The following is a 19,158-nucleotide window of genomic DNA, read 5'->3' on the forward strand; positions in this document are numbered from 1 at the left end:
TTATTCGATGATGAACAGCGGCTCGTCGAATTCGACGGCCTGACCATTTTCAACCAGGATCGCTTTGATCACACCGGCCTTGTCAGACTCGATTTGGTTCATCATTTTCATGGCTTCGACGATGCACAGGGTGTCGCCGACATTGACTTGCTGGCCCACTTCCGCGAACGGCTTGGCATCCGGGCTGGAGGAGCGGTAGAAGGAGCCGACCATCGGGGAACGCATCAGGTGACCGCTCGGGGTGGCATCTGCGGCCGGTGCAGCGGCAGCCGGAGCTGCAGCAACAGGGGCGGCAACCGGAGCAGCAGCCTGCGGCATGATCATCTGCGGTGCGGCAGTAACCTGACCTGCGAAGTTGCGGCTGATGCGAACGGACTCTTCACCTTCGGAGATCTCCAGTTCGGCGATGCCGGACTCTTCAACCAGTTCAATCAGCTTCTTGATTTTGCGGATATCCATTAGCATTCTCTTTCTTCTTTATCTGATCAGTGATTATCAAGCCGCGCGCAGATGGCGCACGGCCGCGGTTAAAGCGAATTGGTAGCCATCGGCCCCCAGACCACAAATGACCCCTTTGGCGACATCAGACAGATAGGAGTGATGACGGAACGGCTCCCTGGCATGGACGTTTGACAGGTGCACTTCGATAAAGGGGATGGCGACACCCAGCAGTGCATCGCGGATGGCGACGCTGGTGTGGGTGAAGGCGGCTGGATTGATGATGATAAAATCCACTTGGCCCATGGCCTGATGGATGCGGCTGATCAATTCGTGTTCGGCGTTGGATTGCAGATGTTCCAGAGTTACACCGAATTCGCTGGCGTTGAGCGTCAGATCGGCGACGATCTCATCAAGCGTCTTGCTGCCGTAGATACCCGGTTCCCGCTTGCCCAGCAGATTCAGATTCGGTCCGTTGAGCAGGAGAATGCGGTGATTTTGCGACATATTGAGTACATCCTCGATGATAATGCTGCTATCTATCAGCTATCTTGTGGACTACCAGAAATCTAGCCATTTTCTGCGCAAATCGGTGTGCCCTGGCACACAGATTTCGCAATTATATTGATTTCGTGAAAATTAGCAGCATTTTACTGGTCTAATCTCTACATCTGCCTATTTATTGAGCTCTCTAGCCCCGGGAGCGAGGTTCCGGTGACGCAGGCTGTTTGCACCGTTCCGAAAACAACAAAGCCGGCACAAGGCCGGCTTTGCAAGTGAGTTGGCAGAGGGATCAGGCCGCTTCCGACTTCTCGCGGATCAACTTGTCCACCACTCCCGGATCCGCCAGGGTGGAGATATCCCCCAGACTGTCGGTCTCGCCGGTGGCGATCTTGCGCAAAATTCGCCGCATGATCTTGCCAGAACGGGTTTTCGGCAGTCCCTCGGCCCAGTGGATCACATCTGGCGTGGCGATGGCGCCGATCTCCTTGCGAACCCACTCCTTCACCTCTTTATGCAGCTCGCGGCTCGGCTCCTCGCCGGCAATCAGGGTGACGTAGGCATAGATACCCTGACCCTTGATCTCGTGCGGCACCCCCACCACCGCCGCTTCGGCGATCTTGGGATGGGCCACCAGCGCCGATTCGATTTCGGCGGTACCCATGCGGTGGCCGGAGACGTTCAGTACATCATCCACCCGTCCGGTGATCCAGTAGTAGCCATCGGCATCGCGACGGGCACCGTCGCCAGTGAAGTAGCGGCCGGGGAAGGTGGAGAAGTAGGTCTGCTCGAACCGTTCGTGATCACCGAACACGGTGCGCATCTGACCCGGCCAGGAGTCGGTGATCACCAGATTGCCCTCAGTGGCTCCCTCCAGCGGCTCGCCCATATTGTCGAGCAGCGCCGGCTGTACGCCGAAGAACGGCTTGGTGGCTGAACCCGGCTTGAGGTCGGTCACACCGGGTAGCGGGGTGATCAGGATGCCGCCGGTTTCGGTCTGCCACCAGGTATCGACGATGGGGCAGCGCTCATCGCCTATGGTGCGGTAGTACCACTCCCAGGCTTCCGGGTTGATGGGCTCACCCACCGAGCCCATGATGCGCAGGCTCTGGCGCGAGGTGCCGGTCACTGCCTCGGTGCCTTTGGCCATCAGGGCGCGGATGGCGGTGGGGGCAGTATAGAGAATGGTGACCTGGTGTTTGTCCACCACCTGACTCATGCGGTTGGTGGCCGGGTAGTTGGGCACCCCTTCGAACATGATGGTGGTGGCACCGTTGGCAAGCGGCCCGTAGACCAGATAGGAGTGACCGGTGACCCAGCCCACATCTGCGGTACACCAGTAGATGTCCTCTTCGTGGTAGTCGAATACATATTTGAAGGTGAGGGTGGCATAGACCAAATAACCGCCGGTGGTGTGCAGCACCCCTTTGGGTTTGCCAGTTGAGCCGGAGGTATAGAGGATAAAGAGCGGATCTTCGGCGTTCATCGCCTCCGGCGGGCAGTCACTGCTGACGGCGGCGGTCGCTTCGTGCCACCACACATCGCGATGGTTGTGCCAGGCAACATTGCCACCGGTGCGTTTGAGCACGATCACCTTGCTGACCTGGGTATCCGGGTTGGTAAGTGCTTCGTCCACATTCTTCTTGAGCGGTACGGCGCGACCACCGCGCAGCCCTTCGTCAGCGGTGATGACGATGCGAGAGCCCGAGTCGATGATGCGGCCGGCCAGCGCTTCCGGCGAGAAGCCGCCAAAGACGATACTGTGCACCGCGCCGATACGGGTACAGGCCAGCATGGCGATGGCGGCCTCGGGCACCATGGGCATATAGAGGCAGACCACGTCACCGCGATGGACCCCTTGGGCTTTCAAGACGTTGGCAAACTTGCACACTTCGGCGTGCAGCTCGCGGTAGGTGAGTTTGCGATCTTCGGCCGGATTGTCCCCTTCCCAGATGATGGCGACCTTGTCGCCACGCTCTGCCAAGTGGCGATCGAGGCAGTTGGCGGAGACGTTGAGCTGGCCATCTTCAAACCATTTGATGGAGACATGGCCCGGATCGTAGGAGGTGTTTTTGACCCTGGTGTAGGGTTTTATCCAGTCGAGGATTTTGCCCTGCTCACCCCAGAAGGTATCGGGATCCTCGACGGAGGCCTGATACATGGCGGCATAGTCGCCCTTGTCGAGCAGGGCGCTGTTGCTGATATGGGGTTTGACCGGGTAGACCTTGCTCTCGCTCATCACTCACTCCTTTGAATACATTCTTTTAATGATTAAGTAACAACTTATACCTTTGGCGGGTGGGGGCAATTAGACTTTTGGATAGACGGCAATATTTGGTTACAGGGAAGTCGATGACAATTAATCGACGCGTCGGTAAAAAGGGGCATGCTGATTAATTGGAGGTCGTCATGTTTTCCCTGTTGCTCTGTGCATCCCTTTGGCAGTTTGATACGCCAGTTCCTGCTGGCGAACCTCTGAAAGAGTTCGAGATCACCCATCAGGAGGCTTCACCTGCGCTGCGGGATCGGGTGGCCGATCAGTTTGGCCATGTATGGCAGGCCAAAGATCCCGGCACCAGACTCACCTTCAGTGAACCTGCCCCCCGTTATGCTGGCGAATCACCGCTGACACGCATGCTCAATGACCGTGATGATGGTTGGGAATCCCGCTTGCAGATTGAGTGGTAATCCGGTTGGCAGCCAGGAGGCGGATGCCAACCGGGTGGTGATAATGACTGTCTGCCACTATGAGTGCATGCGCTGATGCAGGTGATCTCCCATATGGTTGACGTGTAGCGGTTTGCTGAACAGATAACCCTGTCCCTCGCCGCAGTTGAGTGATTGCAGGAAGGTATACTGGGCCCGCGTCTCAATCCCCTCGGCGGTGACCTCCATATCCAGGCTGTCGGCCAAATTGATGATGGTGCGGCAGAGTTCCCGGCTATTTTTGTCCTCCGGCAAGGCCTGTACGAAAGCGCGATCGATCTTGATGCGATCGATGGGTAGGGTTTTCAGCAAACTCAGTGACGAGAAGCCTGTACCAAAGTCGTCGATGGCAATCTGCACGCCGAGACTTTTCAGGCGGGTAAAGAGATCCAGACTCTGTTCGACCCGTTGGATAATGCTCTCCGTCACCTCGATCTCCAGACGCTGTGGCGGAAAACCCGTTTCGCTCAGAATGGCAGCTACCCGTTCCACATAGCCGGGCGAGCGCATCTCCCGCACTGATACGTTGACCGACATCCGGGGGACGGGCAGGCCGGCGGCCAACCAAGCCTGGCCTTGCTCGCAGGCATGGCGCATCACCCACTCGCCAATTTTTTCGATGAGGCCGCACTCCTCGGCAACCGGAATAAAACGGGCCGGGTTGATCATCCCTTCATTCGGGTGTTGCCAGCGTAGCAGGGCCTCCAGACCACTCAGGTGACCATCGTTCAGGTCGGTCATGGGTTGATAGAAGATACAGAGCTGTTCCAGCTCCATCGCCTTGAGCAACCCCTGTTCAATCTGCATCCGTTCACGGGCCCGCGCCGCCATGCTCGGGGTGTAAAACTGATAACCGTTGCGCCCCTGGCTTTTGGCTTCATACATGGCGCTATCTGCCGCACTGACCAGATTTTCCGGGGTTTCGGCATGATCCGGATACATGGCAATGCCGATACTGGCCGAAATGGCGACCAGCTCATGGTCCAGCTCTACCGGCTCTCGCAGCACGGCGAGCAGCGTATTGGCCAGAGCAGACAGCTCGTCGGGATGTTCCAGATAGGGAATGAGTACCAGAAATTCATCGCCCCCCAGTCGGGTGGCCAGATCGTTTTGCTGCAGGCAGCCGTTGATCCGTTCGGCCAGCCGCTTGAGCAGTTGATCGCCGACCCCATGGCCCAGGCTATCGTTGATCAGCTTGAAGCCATCAAGATCGATGAAAAGCAGCCCGAGGCGAGTGTGATTGAGTTGCGCTGTTTTGAGTTCAAGGGCCAGCCGCTCTTGCAACAGATGGCGGTTGCCAAGTTCGGTCAGCGTATCGTGATAGGCAAGGTGGTTCAGTTCGGCCTCTACCTTGCGGATAGCGCTGATGTCGGAGAGAGCAATCACATAATGCGTCGTGTTGTTGAAACTGTCATAGACGGCGCTGATCTGCTGCCAGGAGGAGAAGTAGCTGCCATCCTTGCGCAGGCAGACCATCTCGCCATGCCAGGCGTGGTTGCCGGGACGCAGGTTATGCCAGGGATAGTCATGCTCCATGTAGCGCCTTGGGTGCATGATGATGTCTGGCGTTCGTCCTGTGACTTCCTCTGCATCGTACTGGGTCAGCATGGTAAAAGCCGGATTGACCGAGATGATACGCTGTTCGCTGTCGAGGATGATGATCCCTTCAGCCGTGGTATCGAACACCACGTTGGCCTGATGAAGCCGCTCCTCCTGGCGACGACGGGCTGTGGCATTGTGGATCACGCCCATTACTCGCTGACCGACCGACTCGGTGGCGGGCACATGGTCGGCATGAATATCGACCCAGTGACGCTCTTGCTGGGGGTTGAGATAACTCAGGGTGAGGTGGATGGGCTCCCGCCCCAGCAGGGCCGACTTGAGCTGGCGTGCAGATTCAGGTTCAAAGCAGTCGACAAATGTCTGCAAGCCCCCGCGAAAGCGGTTGGCCGGAATACCGAGCAGAGTCTCAATCTGACCTTCAAACAGCATGCGATCTTCCTCTACATGCCACTCCCACACCCCTATCTGGGCTGCTCGCATCGCCAGTTGCAGCCGCTGCTCGGTTTCATACTGCTCGGTGATGTCACGCACAATGGCGAGAATGCCGCTCAGCTCTCCTTGCTCATCGCGCATAGGGCTGTAGGTGGCCTGCCAGCGACGATAGTTGCTGTCGTGGGCTGCAGTCTGGCCGGTAATGGCGATATCGACGTAGGGAATGCCGCTGCGCATGATCTGCTGAAACATGGGTTCCAGAGTCGGTGCCAGTTTCGGAACAACCTCCCGCAGGTGTTTGCCCTGATGCTCCTCGATGGTTTTGCCATTGATGTCGGCCAGCACCTGATTGACCTTGCGATAGCGGAACTCCCGATCGAACACGCCGATGCCCAGCGGCGCAGTGCCCATGAGCTGTTCCAGTACCGAGTGATCGGAGAGCTGTGTCATGAGAGCATCGGTATCGTTGCTGAGAGGTTTTCTGTCCATGATGGCCCCGGCATTGACTTATCTGTCATTAACATCGTCTTTGAGTATGGCACGAACTCTCTGACGGGGAGCCAGGCGAGATAGTTGTAGCCATACAATGTGCAAGGGGATTGATAGAAATAGAGGCAGGTTATTGAAAGAAAAGGCTTATCCCTTCTGGCGGCCAAAGGCCTGAACGCCGCGCACAAACACCAGCCAGCCTAGCAGGTGGAAAGGCAGGGCCAGCGCATAGAGTTGCAGCCAGTGGGCACTGCTGCCGCTGCTCTGGATGAAGTCAATCCAGGCGGCCAGCAGGGCCAGCATGCCGGCGATCTGGAAGCGGCGGCGCAGCACCACTTCGACGCCGAGGTTGGAGAGGTAGAGGGTCAGCAGGATGCCGGCAAAGCCGGTGAGCTGGGCAGTACCGTAGAGGTCGCGATCCGGATTGAACAGCAGGGCCACGAGAGGGGTAATGCCCTGATCCTGCGGGATCAGGGCCAACAGCCAGCATGCAATGAGAAGCAGGGCTGTTTTCATCGGCTTAGCTGGCCTGGGCCGGCTTGACCAGAGTCAGGTAGTTGGCATCCATCTTGAGAAATACCCCCAGCAGACGGGCACTGGCGCCGTAAAAGCCAAACTGGTCGGCGGCGCGACAGGCCGTCTCGAACTTGTCGAACCAGCCCAGCAGGTGGCCGTGCAGCAGCGCTTCCTGTTCGTCGAGCCAGTTTTCCCGCTCGGCTGCACTCTTTGCTTCTGCCGCACGGATGATGAGATTGCCCATCAGATCCAGCTCGATGGCGAGATGGTCGGCAGGCTCTTTGTATTTGTCGCTGACATTGATGCCGAGGCGATCGAGGCGGGCCTGCATCTCGGCCATCGGGGCCTGCATCAGCAGCTTGGCATCACTGCGGTAGAGAGACTCGTAGGGCAGGGCACCCAGCTTGGGATCCACCAGAAACAGCCCGGCGAAGTCGGCGGCGAGTTCCTGTTGGCGAGCCGGGCGCACCAGCAGGCGGGCGATGGCATCATTGAGTTCGGCCACGGCTTCGCGCATCGGATCCAGGGTCGAGAGGCTTTTCAGGAAGCTTCGCACATCATAGGTGTCATATTCGGCGATCTGCTCATCACTGAGTTCAGCGGCGAACAGGGTGGAGAACCACCAGTAGAGTTCGGCCCGGCGTTCGCTGGTAGCCATAAAGTCCTGCATTTTTCCTCCGTGGATGGCAATCGGGAGCCTTGATGGCCCCCGATTCTAACGACTTTAAAAATAAAGGAAACTTCATGGGGTGGTTTCGGTGACTCCAGCCAGCCGGGCACAGAGGGTGCAGGCTGGCGGTTCTGTTCAGGGGCGGGTCTCGAACTGCGGACAATCATCGCCAATCTGATGCCAGGGCGCTTTGGAGCCGACAAAAATGTGGAAGTTGGGGCTCTGGGTCGGCACATCGTCGAGGATCCCCAGCCGCAAGTTGATCTTGCCGCTGTTCTGCTTTTCGCTAAAAAGGCTGGATCCGCAATTGCGGCAGAAGGCGAGGGTGGTTTCGGCCGATTTGCGGTAGCGGGTCAGCGCCTCCTCGCCCTGTGTGACGGTGACCTTGCTGCCATCCAGTCCGCCGACGGAGGCATAGTCGGAGCCGGAAAACTTGCGGCACTCCGAGCAGTGGCAGTTGCCCATGTAGTCGAACTGGTCAGGCAGGGTGAGGTGAATGGCTCCACAGAGGCAGCTGGCGTGTAACTGTTTCATTATCTGTTCCTTGTGCCATTTGGCACATCAGAGAGAGTGGGGATCGTCATCGCGAAAGAGCACCTGCTTGCACTTGGCGCAGACCCATTCGCGGCGATAATCTGCCAGATGTACCAGCCCCACTTCCATCAATTCGTGATGGCCGCAGTGGTGACAGAAGATGATGTCGCCATCGACCGCCTCCGGGTGGATCGCCAGATACTCCATCTTTGTCGGGAGCTCCTCCCACGCGCTGGTGGGGATATGCTTGCGCTGGCTGGTGTAGTAGACCCAGTAAAACAGAAAAAAGATCGCCAGGATCAGAAAGGTGAGCAGATGGTCCATCTTCAATTCCTCCGGTTAGGTGCAGCCCCTCGGATGCATGGCTGCAATCAGCTCCATCATGATGAAATTTGTTTCGAATGAAGATGTTACCGGAAGGCTAACGGGATCGTTGTGATCCCCTTCGGGTTTTGCCCAGTCAAAGAGCAGGGTTGAATGAGACTTTTTGAGTCACAATTGCAGGCCGGAGCGGGCTGGTCCTCCTGATTTTTACAACATAAATTCAACATTTTTTTAGGTGGTTGGACTGTCTCTTTGATCCAGCTCACGTTACAATGCGCGGGCCCACTTCACCTATCGCGCAAACGATTTTCAGGAGAGAAACGGATGTTGAAACGTGACATGACCATCGCCAATTATGATCCGCAATTGTGGCAGGCCATCACAGACGAAACCCGTCGTCAGGAAGAGCATATCGAGCTGATTGCGTCCGAGAACTACACCAGCCCCCGTGTCATGGAAGCCCAGGGCTCCCAGCTGACCAACAAGTACGCCGAAGGTTACCCCTCCAAGCGTTACTACGGTGGTTGCGAGTATGTGGATGTGGTTGAAACCCTGGCTATCGAGCGCGCCAAAGAGCTGTTCGGTGCCACCTACGCCAACGTGCAGCCGCACTCCGGCTCCCAGGCCAACAGCGCCGTCTACATGGCCCTGCTGCAGCCGGGCGACACCGTGCTGGGCATGAACCTGGCCCACGGCGGTCACCTGACCCACGGCTCCCCGGTCAACTTCTCCGGCAAGCTGTACAACATCATTCCTTACGGTATCGATGAGTCCGGCAAGATCGACTACGACGACATGGAGCGTCAGGCTGTCGAGCACAAGCCGAAGATGATGATCGGTGGCTTCTCCGCCTACTCCGGCATCGTTGACTGGGCCCGCATGCGTGAAATCGCCGACAAGGTAGGTGCCTACCTGTTCGTCGACATGGCCCACGTGGCTGGTCTGATCGCCGCTGGCGTCTACCCGAACCCGGTGCCCCACGCTCACGTGGTCACCTCCACCACCCACAAGACCCTGGCCGGTCCGCGCGGTGGTCTGATCCTCTCCGCCGCTGACGACGAGGAGCTCTACAAGAAGCTCAACTCCGCCGTCTTCCCGGGTGGTCAGGGTGGCCCGCTGATGCACGTCATTGCCGGTAAAGCCGTTGCCTTCAAAGAGGCGCTGGAGCCCGAGTTCAAGACCTATCAGGCTCAGGTCGTGAAAAACGCCAAGGCGATGGCCGCTACCTTCATCGAGCGCGGTTACAAGATCGTCTCCGGCGGTACCGACAACCACCTGATGCTGGTTGATCTGATCGGTCGCGAGCTGACCGGTAAGGATGCTGACGCTGCGCTGGGCAAAGCCAACATCACCGTCAACAAGAACTCAGTGCCCAATGACCCGCGCTCCCCGTTCGTCACCTCCGGTGTGCGGATCGGTACCCCGGCCATCACCCGCCGCGGTTTCAAGGAAGCCGAGTCCATCGAGCTGACCCACTGGATCTGCGACGTACTGGACAACCACGACAACGATGCCGTGCTGGCCACCGTACGCGAGAAGGTGCTGGATATCTGCCGCCGCTTCCCGGTTTATGGCTGATAAGTCAGACCATCCGGTTTGAGACCAATGCCACCCTCGGGTGGCATTGTTTTTTATGGCGTTGGGCAACAGGGGAGGGATGAGATTGAACTGCGAAGAGAAGATGCAGAGCGAAGAGGCATACTCCTGCGCAGAGCGGGACAAGGCGCTGGAGGCGCAGCTTCGGCTGGCAATCCGCGCCCAGTATCACTTCCGTGCCAGTGAGCAGGGGTTGCTGGCATGGGATGTACGGCGGCTGGTGCGACTGAGCCGTGATCTGCCGCAGCAGGCAGTGGCGTTGAGCGAGATTGCCGAGCTCGACCGCGATCACTGGTACGGTCATGGCAGCGCCACCCCCACGGTGCGCAGCGTGGTCGAGCACTGCCAGCTCATCATGGCGGCGGATCTCGCCTATCCGATCATTCTCGACAGCGCCGGTCGGGTGATGGATGGCATGCACCGGATCGGCAAGGCGTTGCTGCTGGGCCACAGCCATATCGATGCGGTGCGGTTTGTGGTCGATCCCGCTCCCGATTATCAGGATTGTGATCCCGATAGCCTGCCTTATGACGACTGAGCTGCCCCCTGGCGATAACGACTGGAAAAATCACGCTTTTGCGCTTTTTACCGCGGTTGGATGGCCGTGCTACACTGGCCGACCTAACACCCGCACCTGTTGGCGGGTGCCCCGTTTTGTTAACGCCGGAGGTCAGATGCATTGCCCTTTCTGTAGTGCCGTTGATACCAAGGTGATCGATTCCCGTCTGGTGGCCGAAGGCCATCAGGTGCGCCGCCGTCGCGAATGCCTGCTCTGTCACGAGCGTTTTACCACCTTCGAGATGGCCGAGCTGGTGATGCCGCGGGTCATCAAGTCCAACGGTTCGCGCGAGCCGTTCAACGAGGACAAGCTGCGGGCCGGTATCCTGCGGGCGCTGGAGAAGCGTCCGGTGAGCATGGAGGCCATCGAAAAGGCGGTCAACCACATCAAGTCACGCCTGCGCGCCACCGGCGAGCGGGAAGTTGCCTCTCAGCTGGTGGGCAATCTGGTGATGGACGAGCTCAAGGGATTGGACAAGGTGGCCTATATCCGCTTTGCCTCCGTCTATCGCAGCTTTGAAGATATCCGCGAGTTTGGCGAAGAGATTGCCAAGCTGGAGAAGTAACGGCTGCGAACCCCTCCCGGATCGGAGGGGGCATGACCGGCCGGGGCCGCCACGCTGGCTACCGGCTGGCAAATGGACTGTTACGCCAGTGAAACATCCAAGCTCAGCATTGTTTCGCCGGTGAAAAAATTTGAGGGCGTGCGACCGCAACCTGCGGGTCGGCGCCTGCCGCCATGGCGGGAAATGCCATGGCCGATCTGCCCGATGTTGTTGGCGATAAGCTGGTGAGCGGCAAGAGATAAAAGAACGCAACTCATCAGATTGCTGCACCACACGGGATACGTTGCTGGAAACAGGAGCCCGGATGTTTAGTCAAGATGATTACCAATGGATGAGTCGGGCCCTCGAGCTGGCCCGCCGCGGCCGTTACACCACGGCCCCCAACCCCTGCGTCGGCGCCGTGCTGGTGAAAGATGGCGTGGTGGTTGGCGAAGGGTGGCATCAGAAGGCGGGTGAGCCCCATGCCGAGGTCTACGCCCTGCGCGCCGCCGGTGACAACGCCCGTGGCGCCACCGCCTATGTGACTCTCGAACCCTGCTCCCACCACGGCCGAACTCCTCCCTGCGCCGAAGCGCTGATCAACGCCGGCGTGGCCCGGGTGGTGGCGGCCATGGTCGATCCCAATCCCCAGGTGGGTGGACGTGGCCTGCGGATGCTCTCTGAAGCGGGCATCAAGACCGATTTCGGCTTGCTGGCGAGCGAAGCCGAGGCGCTCAACCCGGGCTTTTTCAAGCGGATGCGTACCGCCTTCCCGCGAGTGACCGTCAAGCTGGGGGCCAGTCTCGATGGCCGCACCGCCATGGCGAGCGGCGAGAGCCAGTGGATCACCTCCCCGGATGCGCGCCGTGACGTGCAGCGACTGCGGGCCCGCCACGATGCGGTGCTCTCCAGCGCCGAAACCGTGCTGGCCGATGGCGCCTCTCTGACCGTGCGCTGGGACGAGCTGCCCCCCTCGGTCAAGGCGTGCTATCCCAAGGAGACCCTGCGCCAGCCGCTGCGGGTCATCGTCGATTCGCAAAACCGGCTCACTCCCGACTTGCCGCTGTTCCAGAGCGAGAGCCCGGTGCTGCTGGCCCGTCACAAGGCGTCCGGCGAGTGGCCCGCGTGGGTGCAGCAGCTGGAGCTGCCGCTGCTGGATGGCAAGCTGGATCTGGTCAGCCTCTTCATGCTGCTGGCCAAGCAGAACGTCAACTCGGTACTGGTCGAGGCGGGGCCGCGGCTGTGCGGCGCTCTGCTGGAAAAAGGGCTGGTGGATGAGCTGGTGCTCTATCAGGCGCCCAAACTGATGGGCGATGAGGGGCGCGGTTTGTTCCATCTGCCCGGCCTGACCCGGCTGTTCCAGGCGCCCAAGCTCGCCATCAAGGATGTGCGCATGGTGGGGCCGGATATTCGCATTACCGCCAAAATAGCTTGATCTTTCAATGTTCAAGGGGGCATCCGCTGCCCCCGTCATCAGCAAGGTGATCTGCATGTTTACCGGAATTATCGAAGCGGTGGGGACCCTGGCCGAACTGCGTCGTCAGGGGGAGGACATGGCCCTCACCGTCCACGCCCCGGGCCTGGATTTTAGCGACGTCAAGCTGGGCGACTCCATCGCAACCAACGGCGTCTGCCTCACCGTGGTGGCGCTAGGCGACAAGAGCTATACCGCCGATGTGTCGCTGGAAACCCTCTCCCGTACCGGCTTTGCCGCCGCCAGAGTGGGCGATCGGGTCAACCTCGAGAAGGCGCTGATGCCCACCTCCCGTCTCGGCGGCCATCTGGTCTCCGGCCATGTGGACGGGGTAGGGGAAGTGAAAAGCGTCTCCAGCAGCGGCCGCGCCATCGAGTACTGGATCAAGGCGCCGGGCGAGCTCTCCCGCTACATCGCCGAGAAAGGTTCCATTGCGGTGGATGGCATCAGCCTCACCGTCAACGCGGTGCAGGGCGACCTGTTTCGCCTGACGATCGTGCCCCACACCGCGCAGGAGACCACCATCGCCAGCTGGAAGCCGGGTCACAAGGTCAACCTCGAGGTCGATCAGATCGCCCGTTATCTGGAGCGGTTGATGATGGGCAATAGTCAGGAGAGCAGCGCCTCCACCCTGACTCTGGACAAGCTGGCCAAGGCCGGTTTTCTCTGATGGTCGGGGTGTTGGCCCCGACCAAAACGATTTTCTGTGATCCCGCTCAGATTGAAATGGGGCCATGCGCCCCAATCTAGAGCAGCATATCTCGCATTCCCGTTGAGCCTGCGGGCTCAATCCCCAAATAGACAGATGGAGTAGCCCATGGCGCTGAGCACAACCCAGGAAATCATTGCCGACATCAAGGCTGGCAAGATGGTGATCCTGATGGATGACGAAGACAGGGAGAATGAAGGGGACCTCATCATGGCCGCCTCCTGCGTCCGTCCGGAGGATATCAACTTCATGGCCCGCTACGGCCGTGGCCTCATCTGCCTGACTCTGACCCGGGATCGCTGCAAGCAATTGGCGCTGCCGCTGATGGTGGATCGCAACAATGCCCAGTTCTCCACCGCCTTTACCGTCTCCATCGAGGCGGCTGAAGGGGTGACCACAGGTATCTCCGCCGCGGATCGGGCCGTGACCGTGCAGGCCGCTGTGGCGGCCAATGCCAAGGCGGCCGATCTGGTGCAGCCGGGCCACATCTTCCCGCTGATGGCGCAGGATGGCGGCGTGCTGACCCGTGCCGGCCACACCGAAGCGGGCTGCGATCTGGCCCGTCTGGCCGGTTTCGAGCCTGCCGCCGTCATCGTCGAGATCCTCAACGAAGATGGCACCATGGCGCGCCGTCCTGACCTGGAGATCTTCGCCGAGGAGCACGGCATCAAGCTTGGCACCATCGCCGACCTTATCGAGTACCGCAACCAGCACGAGACCACGGTCGAGAAGGTGGCCGAGTGCAAGCTGCCCACCGAATTTGGCGAGTTCGACCTCATCACCTTCCGCGACACCATCGACAATCAGGTGCACTTCGCCCTGAAAAAGGGTGAGGTACAGGCCGACCAGCCGACCCTGGTTCGCGTCCATCTGCACGATGTGCTGAGCGATCTGCTGCTGACCGATCGCCACGCCGCCCGCAGCTGGCCGCTGCCCAAGTCCATGGCCCGTATCGCCGACGAGGGCGGGGTGCTGGTGATTTTGGGGGCGGAAGCCCATGGCGCCGAGCTGCTGGCCCGGGTCAAGGGTTTTGAAGCCGCCGACAAGGGGTTGGCGCCGGAAGGAGCCAAGTGGCAGGGGACTTCACGCCGGGTGGGGGTTGGCTCCCAGATCCTCAAGGCCCTTGGCGTAAGCAAGATGCGCCTGTTGAGCTCGCCGAAGAAGTACCATGCCCTCGGCGGTTTTGGTCTGGAAGTGGTTGAATACATAGGCGAATAACAGCCATTGCTGCGGCTTGCAGAGGGCGCTATCCGTCCTCGGCAAGCCGTGGAGTATGCCGGCGCATGACCACGTCGGCCCGTTGAATTGGCGATCATGGCCGCTCGTTGCGGCCATGGTTTTTGTCGTGGGTCTGTTGTGCTAGAATGTGCGCACTTTTGACTCCGGCCCTTTTGCTTTCACAGATACAGGATTTCCAATGAAGGTTATCGAAGGAAACATTGCCGCTCCCGAGGCGCGCGTTGCCATTGTCGTTGCCCGTTTCAACAGCTTCATCAACGACAGCCTGGTGAGTGGTGCAGTAGACGTACTGAAGCGTCAAGGTCAAGTGCAGGACAGCAATCTGACTCTGGTGAAAGTACCGGGCGCAGTTGAAATGCCGCTGGTTATCAAGAAGCTGGCCAAGAGCGGCAAATATGACGCCATCGTGGCGGTCGGTACTGTCATCCGTGGCGGCACCTACCACTTCGATCTGGTGGCAAACGAGAACAGCAAAGGCATGGCCCAGGTGATGATGGAGTATGAAATCCCCGTCGCCTTCGGCGTGCTGACTACCGAAAACATTGAACAAGCCATCGAGCGTGCAGGTACCAAGGCGGGTAACAAGGGTGCAGAGGCTGCACTGGCAGCGCTTGAAATGATCAACGTCCTGAAAGAACTGGACGTGTAACGAGGAGAAATGCATTGAAACCGTCTGAGCGCCGTAAAGCCCGTCATTGCGCCACCCAGGCCATCTACCAGTGGCAGATGACCAAGGCCAACGTGGGTGACATCGAAGAGCAGTTCAAGATTGATCAGGACACCAAGGGTGTAGACCTGAACTACTTCCGCGATCTGCTGTTCGGGGTATCGCTCCACTGCAACGAGCTGGACAAGGTCTTCGCACCTTTCCTCTCCCGTCCGCTGGAAGAAGTGGACATGGTGGACAAGGCGATCCTGCGTCTGGCGACCTACGAGCTGACCCGTCGTGATGATGTGCCGCCGCGCGTGGTCATCAACGAAGCGATCGAGCTGGCCAAAGCTTTTGCTGCCGATGACAGCCACAAGTTTGTCAACGGTGTACTGGACAAGGTAATCAAGTCGCTGGACAAGCGCTGATAGCTGCGTTCATCAGCATCTAATAGAGGAGCCAGCTTATCGCTGGCTTTTTACTGTATGGGTGAATTCGAGCTGATTGATAAGTACTTCAAGGTCCCCCACGCCCGCAAGGACGTGGTGATGGGCCCTGGAGACGATTGCGCCCTGCTGACCCTGCCCCCCGACACCCAGCTGGCGGTGAGCACGGATACCCTGGTCAGCGGCGTGCACTTCTTCCCCGACATGGATCCGGTCGATCTCGGCTACAAGGCGCTGGCGGTCAATCTCTCCGATCTTGCCGCCATGGGGGCCGAGCCGCGCTGGGTCTCGCTGGCGCTGACGCTGCCGGCTATCAACGAGAGCTGGGTCGCCGGCTTTGCCGAAGGATTCCTGGAGCTCGCCGAGTACTACAACGTGGCGCTGGTGGGCGGGGACATGACCCGCGGGCCGCTCTCCATCACGGTGTCGGTCAAGGGGTCGGTGCCTGCCGGTCGCGCTCTGATGCGCAGCGGTGCCAAAGCCGGTGACGGCATCTATGTGACCGGCACTCTGGGAGATGCCGCCTTGGCGCTCTCCCACCTGCTGGGCAAACGCACCCTCAACGAGAACCAGCTGGCGGCCGTGCTGCCGCGCCTCGACCACCCCCATCCCCGCATTCTGGCCGGACAGGCGCTGCGCGGACTGGCGGGCAGTGCGCTGGATCTATCCGACGGTCTGGCATCGGATCTCGGCCATATCCTCAAGGCGTCCGGTGTGCGGGCCCAGATCGATCTCGATCTGCTGCCGCTCTCGCCGGTGCTGCAGGATGCGGTGAGCGAGCAGGATGCGTGGCAGTTGGCGTTGGCCGGCGGCGATGACTACGAGCTCTGCTTCACCGTGCCGCAGGAGCATCACGGTGCGCTCGATACCGCGCTGGCCCACAGCGGGGTCAAGTTTACCCGCATCGGCCGCATCGTGGCGGGTGAACCGGGCATCGAGTACCTGCGTGGCGAGCAGCCGGTCGAGCTGCAACTGAAAGGGTGGGATCACTTCGCATGAGTCTGTTCATGATAAAGCCCGAGCTGAAAAGACTGGATCTGAAGAATCCGCTCCACTTTCTGGCGGTGGGCTTTGGCTCCGGTCTCTCCCCCAAGGCGCCGGGCACCATGGGAACGATCGCCGCCATCCCGCTCTACCTGCTGGTGAGCGGTTTGCCGACCTCCTGGTTTATCGCCCTGCTGGTGTTGGGATTCCTGATCGGTATCCGTATCTGCCAGAGCGCCACCGATGCCATCGGCATGCCGGATCACGGCGCCATCGTCTGGGACGAGGTGATCGGCTTTGGTGTCACCATGATAGCTGCGCCGGCCGGTTGGGTGTGGGTACTGGCGGGCTTTCTGCTGTTTCGCCTGTTCGATGTGCTCAAACCCTGGCCCATCTCCTGGTTTGATCGCCGTATCCACGGCGGCCTTGGCATCATGTTGGACGATCTGATTGCCGCTCTGTTCGCCCTCATTTGTATGCAATTACTGGCCGCCTGGCTCGCTTGATTGCCCTCTCCCGGGGAGTGACTGTTACAGCACTCCCCGATTTATATCTGCCTAATTTTCATTCATCGGCATATGCTGCCGCATATCATCCATTTCACATAAATATTCACTACTCATTCGGGGCCTTACCGCGAATGGAGAATAGTGATAAATGCTGCTTGTTGCATTCTTGTTGAAATTAAAGTAATGCTAGCGGTAGGTATATGGATATGCGGGCCGTTTTTGTGACTATAGTCATCATTTTTCGCTATGGAAATGGTGGTTATCTGCGCAAAACATTGCGGAATTGTATAACTCAATCATTTACACCCGTGGGCAAACCGTCTAATTTACTCGCGGGTTATTCCAAAAAAATGCAAAAAACCCGCCCGGATCGCTGGTTTAACTGCTACACGGATTGAGCATTAATTGCCCTGAGCAGCACCGGCATCTGCGGCCGATTTATGGACGAATTATTTGGGACGGATGTCCCCCGCAGAGGTAAACATGTCCTTGCTCGAAGTAAAGAACTTGCGGATCGAGTATCCCTCCCGCTACGGGGTACTGGCCGCAGTGAAGGATCTCTCTTTCTCCATCGAAAAAGGGGAGATTGTCGGCGTCGTAGGTGAGTCCGGTGCCGGCAAATCCACCATCGGCAACGCCGTCATCGATCTCCTGAGCCCGCCCGGTCGCATCGCCCGCGGCGACATCTACCTCAATGGCGAGCTTATCTCCGGCAAGAGCCAGAACGAGATGCGGGCCATCCGTGGTTCACGCATCGGTTTTATCTTTCAGGATCCGATGACCTCCCTCAACCCGCTGTTCACCGTTGAGCATCAGCTGGTCGAGACCATTCTGGCCAACACCGACTTGTCACGCGAAGCGGCTTTTGCCAAGGCGCTGGATCTGATGAAGGCGGTCGGCATCCCGAGCCCGGAGCTGCGCATCAAGCAGTATCCACACCAGTTCTCCGGTGGCATGCGCCAGCGGGTGGTGATCGCTATCGCCCTCTCCGGCGACCCTGAACTCATCATCGCCGACGAGCCGACCACGGCGTTGGACGTCTCCATCCAGGACCAGATCCTCCAGCTCATCCGCACCCTCTGCAAGGAGCGTCAGGTGGGCTGCATGCTGGTGACCCACGACATGGGGGTGGTCTCCAACGTCACCGACAAGGTGGCGGTGATGTATCGCGGCGATCTGGTGGAGTTTGGCCGCACAGAGCAGGTGCTGGGCAGCCCCAATCATCCCTATACTCGCAGCCTCATCTCGGCGGTGCCACGCTCCGACGTGAAGCTGGTGCGCTTCCCGCTGGTCTCCTATATCGAGGATGCCAGCGCGCCGGATACCAATATCGACCTTAAGACCCACTGGCTCGGTCAGAGTCAGGACGAGCGTGCCTATGAAGGGGCGCTGCTGCGGGTGGAGAACGTCGATCTGAAGTTCGTCACCAAGGACTCCATCTTCCCGAGCCGCCGCCAGTATGTGCGTGCCTGCAATAACATCAGCTTCGAGATCTTCGAGGGCGAGACCTTCGGTCTGGTGGGGGAGTCGGGCTCAGGTAAATCGACCATTGCCCGCGCCATCACCGGCCTCTATCCGCCTGATACCGGCAAAATCGTCTTTGAGGGGATCGATCTGACTGCCCTCAAGAGCGAGAGCGAGCGCCGCCCCCTGCGTCGTCAGATGCAGATGGTGTTCCAGAACCCCTATTCATCGATGAACCCGCGGATGAAGGTGCGCGACATCATTGCCGAGCCGATCCGCTTCCATCAGCTGGCGAGCAGCGAGAGTCAGATCGAGGGGATTGTCGGGGATCTGCTGGATCATGTCGGTCTTGGCCGCGGTGCCGGGGTCAAGTATCCCCACGAGTTCTCCGGTGGTCAGCGTCAGCGCATCTCTATTGCCCGCGCATTGGCGACCCGCCCTCGTTTCCTCATCTGCGACGAGCCGACCTCGGCGCTGGATGTCTCGGTACAGGCCCAGATCCTCAATTTGCTCAAGGATCTGCAGCAGGAGCTCAAGCTCACCATGCTGTTCATCAGCCACGATCTGCCGGTGATCCGCCAGATGTGCGACCGCATCGGGGTGATGCAGCACGGTCATCTGGTGGAGGTGGCCGAGACCGAGAAACTCTTTACCAATGCCGAGCATGAGTACAGCCGCAAGCTGATCTCCCTCATGCCGGAGTTCAAGGGAATGTCCCGCGAGGGGCTGGAAATCGCAAGCTAGGAGAGCGCCGGTGCGCCGGATGGTCGCTCAAACCCGTTGTTCGTTAATAAAAAAGCCAAAAGCATGGA

The 19,158-nt window shown here is 59.3% G+C and carries 20 protein-coding genes; 12 read left to right on the plus strand and 8 right to left on the minus strand.

Annotated elements, in window-relative coordinates; genetic code table 11:
* From accB to acs, 3 genes are all read right to left on the minus strand, one after another.
* Complete coding sequence (gene accB, locus AAHA41_RS00730; protein ID WP_033114124.1) at positions 1-459, minus strand: acetyl-CoA carboxylase biotin carboxyl carrier protein; 459 nt, start codon at positions 457-459, stop codon at positions 1-3.
* Positions 460-495: 36 nt separating this feature from the next.
* On the minus strand, positions 496-945 hold the full coding sequence (gene aroQ / locus AAHA41_RS00735; RefSeq protein WP_323068512.1) for a type II 3-dehydroquinate dehydratase: 450 nt from the start codon (positions 943-945) through the stop codon (positions 496-498).
* A gap of 286 nt (positions 946-1,231) precedes the next feature.
* Positions 1,232-3,178, minus strand: coding sequence for an acetate--CoA ligase (gene acs / locus AAHA41_RS00740; protein WP_043850099.1), 1,947 nt, complete (start codon positions 3,176-3,178; stop codon positions 1,232-1,234).
* A 170-nt stretch (positions 3,179-3,348) separates the two neighbouring features.
* Here acs and AAHA41_RS00745 point away from each other — a divergent pair, with 170 nt between their 5' ends.
* Positions 3,349-3,627, plus strand: coding sequence for a hypothetical protein (locus AAHA41_RS00745; RefSeq protein ID WP_323068513.1), 279 nt, complete (start codon positions 3,349-3,351; stop codon positions 3,625-3,627).
* A 57-nt stretch (positions 3,628-3,684) separates the two neighbouring features.
* Here AAHA41_RS00745 and AAHA41_RS00750 read toward each other — a convergent pair whose 3' ends face one another.
* The 5 genes from AAHA41_RS00750 to AAHA41_RS00770 all read right to left on the minus strand — a co-directional run bounded on the left by AAHA41_RS00750 (position 3,685) and on the right by AAHA41_RS00770 (position 8,173).
* Positions 3,685-6,129 carry an EAL domain-containing protein gene (locus AAHA41_RS00750; protein ID WP_104015586.1) on the minus strand — a complete coding sequence of 815 codons (2,445 nt, stop codon included), beginning with the start codon at positions 6,127-6,129 and terminating at the stop codon, positions 3,685-3,687.
* A 147-nt stretch (positions 6,130-6,276) separates the two neighbouring features.
* On the minus strand, positions 6,277-6,645 hold the full coding sequence (locus AAHA41_RS00755; protein WP_043850102.1) for a hypothetical protein: 369 nt from the start codon (positions 6,643-6,645) through the stop codon (positions 6,277-6,279).
* Between the two features lie 4 nt (positions 6,646-6,649).
* Positions 6,650-7,315, minus strand: coding sequence for a molecular chaperone TorD (torD, locus tag AAHA41_RS00760; protein ID WP_208736904.1), 666 nt, complete (start codon positions 7,313-7,315; stop codon positions 6,650-6,652).
* A 135-nt stretch (positions 7,316-7,450) separates the two neighbouring features.
* Positions 7,451-7,849, minus strand: a complete 399-nt coding sequence (locus tag AAHA41_RS00765; protein WP_323068516.1) for a GFA family protein — start codon at positions 7,847-7,849, stop codon at positions 7,451-7,453.
* Positions 7,850-7,876: 27 nt separating this feature from the next.
* Entirely contained in the window at positions 7,877-8,173 is a 297-nt protein-coding gene (locus AAHA41_RS00770; RefSeq protein WP_124241348.1) for a hypothetical protein, read from the minus strand.
* 324 nt (positions 8,174-8,497) lie between these two features.
* On the opposite strand from AAHA41_RS00770, the gene glyA reads away from it, so the two are divergent.
* The 11 genes from glyA to AAHA41_RS00825 all read left to right on the plus strand — a co-directional run bounded on the left by glyA (position 8,498) and on the right by AAHA41_RS00825 (position 19,090).
* The gene (gene glyA, locus AAHA41_RS00775) at positions 8,498-9,751 is read left to right on the plus strand and encodes a serine hydroxymethyltransferase (RefSeq protein ID WP_040068624.1); all 1,254 of its coding nucleotides are present in this window, start codon (positions 8,498-8,500) and stop codon (positions 9,749-9,751) included.
* A 79-nt stretch (positions 9,752-9,830) separates the two neighbouring features.
* Positions 9,831-10,307 (plus strand): hypothetical protein, encoded by a 477-nt coding sequence (locus tag AAHA41_RS00780; RefSeq protein ID WP_203977379.1) that lies wholly within the window; start codon positions 9,831-9,833, stop codon positions 10,305-10,307.
* Between the two features lie 136 nt (positions 10,308-10,443).
* A complete protein-coding gene (gene nrdR / locus AAHA41_RS00785) occupies positions 10,444-10,893 on the plus strand; it encodes a transcriptional regulator NrdR (protein ID WP_033114135.1) in 450 nt (149 codons plus the stop codon).
* Between the two features lie 304 nt (positions 10,894-11,197).
* Positions 11,198-12,307: a bifunctional diaminohydroxyphosphoribosylaminopyrimidine deaminase/5-amino-6-(5-phosphoribosylamino)uracil reductase RibD gene (gene ribD, locus AAHA41_RS00790; RefSeq protein WP_323068518.1), complete on the plus strand. Its 1,110-nt coding sequence runs from the start codon at positions 11,198-11,200 to the stop codon at positions 12,305-12,307.
* A gap of 55 nt (positions 12,308-12,362) precedes the next feature.
* Positions 12,363-13,016, plus strand: a complete 654-nt coding sequence (locus AAHA41_RS00795; RefSeq protein ID WP_323068519.1) for a riboflavin synthase — start codon at positions 12,363-12,365, stop codon at positions 13,014-13,016.
* 147 nt (positions 13,017-13,163) lie between these two features.
* Positions 13,164-14,273 carry a bifunctional 3,4-dihydroxy-2-butanone-4-phosphate synthase/GTP cyclohydrolase II gene (ribBA, locus tag AAHA41_RS00800; protein ID WP_043850107.1) on the plus strand — a complete coding sequence of 370 codons (1,110 nt, stop codon included), beginning with the start codon at positions 13,164-13,166 and terminating at the stop codon, positions 14,271-14,273.
* A gap of 199 nt (positions 14,274-14,472) precedes the next feature.
* Complete coding sequence (gene ribE, locus AAHA41_RS00805) at positions 14,473-14,943, plus strand: 6,7-dimethyl-8-ribityllumazine synthase (protein WP_033114139.1); 471 nt, start codon at positions 14,473-14,475, stop codon at positions 14,941-14,943.
* A gap of 14 nt (positions 14,944-14,957) precedes the next feature.
* Positions 14,958-15,371 carry a transcription antitermination factor NusB gene (gene nusB / locus AAHA41_RS00810; protein ID WP_033114140.1) on the plus strand — a complete coding sequence of 138 codons (414 nt, stop codon included), beginning with the start codon at positions 14,958-14,960 and terminating at the stop codon, positions 15,369-15,371.
* 57 nt (positions 15,372-15,428) lie between these two features.
* Complete coding sequence (thiL, locus tag AAHA41_RS00815; protein ID WP_041207962.1) at positions 15,429-16,388, plus strand: thiamine-phosphate kinase; 960 nt, start codon at positions 15,429-15,431, stop codon at positions 16,386-16,388.
* Complete coding sequence (locus AAHA41_RS00820) at positions 16,385-16,879, plus strand: phosphatidylglycerophosphatase A (RefSeq protein WP_323068521.1); 495 nt, start codon at positions 16,385-16,387, stop codon at positions 16,877-16,879. The genes thiL and AAHA41_RS00820 overlap by 4 nt, the downstream gene beginning before the upstream one ends.
* 486 nt (positions 16,880-17,365) lie before the next feature.
* A complete protein-coding gene (locus AAHA41_RS00825) occupies positions 17,366-19,090 on the plus strand; it encodes an ABC transporter ATP-binding protein (RefSeq protein ID WP_033114143.1) in 1,725 nt (574 codons plus the stop codon).
* The last annotated feature ends 68 nt before the right edge of the window (positions 19,091-19,158 follow it).

It is taken from the genome of Aeromonas sp. SER, from assembly GCF_038739615.1.
GTDB lineage: Bacteria > Pseudomonadota > Gammaproteobacteria > Enterobacterales > Aeromonadaceae > Aeromonas > Aeromonas jandaei.

Coding starts and splice junctions, on each gene's coding strand:
- accB (WP_033114124.1), bottom strand. CDS start 459: ATGGATATCCGCAAAATCAAGAAGCTGATTGAACTGGTTGAAGAGTCC.
- aroQ (WP_323068512.1), bottom strand. CDS start 945: ATGTCGCAAAATCACCGCATTCTCCTGCTCAACGGACCGAATCTGAAT.
- acs (WP_043850099.1), bottom strand. CDS start 3,178: ATGAGCGAGAGCAAGGTCTACCCGGTCAAACCCCATATCAGCAACAGC.
- AAHA41_RS00745 (WP_323068513.1), top strand. CDS start 3,349: ATGTTTTCCCTGTTGCTCTGTGCATCCCTTTGGCAGTTTGATACGCCA.
- AAHA41_RS00750 (WP_104015586.1), bottom strand. CDS start 6,129: ATGGACAGAAAACCTCTCAGCAACGATACCGATGCTCTCATGACACAG.
- AAHA41_RS00755 (WP_043850102.1), bottom strand. CDS start 6,645: ATGAAAACAGCCCTGCTTCTCATTGCATGCTGGCTGTTGGCCCTGATC.
- torD (WP_208736904.1), bottom strand. CDS start 7,315: ATGCAGGACTTTATGGCTACCAGCGAACGCCGGGCCGAACTCTACTGG.
- AAHA41_RS00765 (WP_323068516.1), bottom strand. CDS start 7,849: ATGAAACAGTTACACGCCAGCTGCCTCTGTGGAGCCATTCACCTCACC.
- AAHA41_RS00770 (WP_124241348.1), bottom strand. CDS start 8,173: ATGGACCATCTGCTCACCTTTCTGATCCTGGCGATCTTTTTTCTGTTT.
- glyA (WP_040068624.1), top strand. CDS start 8,498: ATGTTGAAACGTGACATGACCATCGCCAATTATGATCCGCAATTGTGG.
- AAHA41_RS00780 (WP_203977379.1), top strand. CDS start 9,831: ATGAGATTGAACTGCGAAGAGAAGATGCAGAGCGAAGAGGCATACTCC.
- nrdR (WP_033114135.1), top strand. CDS start 10,444: ATGCATTGCCCTTTCTGTAGTGCCGTTGATACCAAGGTGATCGATTCC.
- ribD (WP_323068518.1), top strand. CDS start 11,198: ATGTTTAGTCAAGATGATTACCAATGGATGAGTCGGGCCCTCGAGCTG.
- AAHA41_RS00795 (WP_323068519.1), top strand. CDS start 12,363: ATGTTTACCGGAATTATCGAAGCGGTGGGGACCCTGGCCGAACTGCGT.
- ribBA (WP_043850107.1), top strand. CDS start 13,164: ATGGCGCTGAGCACAACCCAGGAAATCATTGCCGACATCAAGGCTGGC.
- ribE (WP_033114139.1), top strand. CDS start 14,473: ATGAAGGTTATCGAAGGAAACATTGCCGCTCCCGAGGCGCGCGTTGCC.
- thiL (WP_041207962.1), top strand. CDS start 15,429: ATGGGTGAATTCGAGCTGATTGATAAGTACTTCAAGGTCCCCCACGCC.
- AAHA41_RS00820 (WP_323068521.1), top strand. CDS start 16,385: ATGAGTCTGTTCATGATAAAGCCCGAGCTGAAAAGACTGGATCTGAAG.
- AAHA41_RS00825 (WP_033114143.1), top strand. CDS start 17,366: ATGTCCTTGCTCGAAGTAAAGAACTTGCGGATCGAGTATCCCTCCCGC.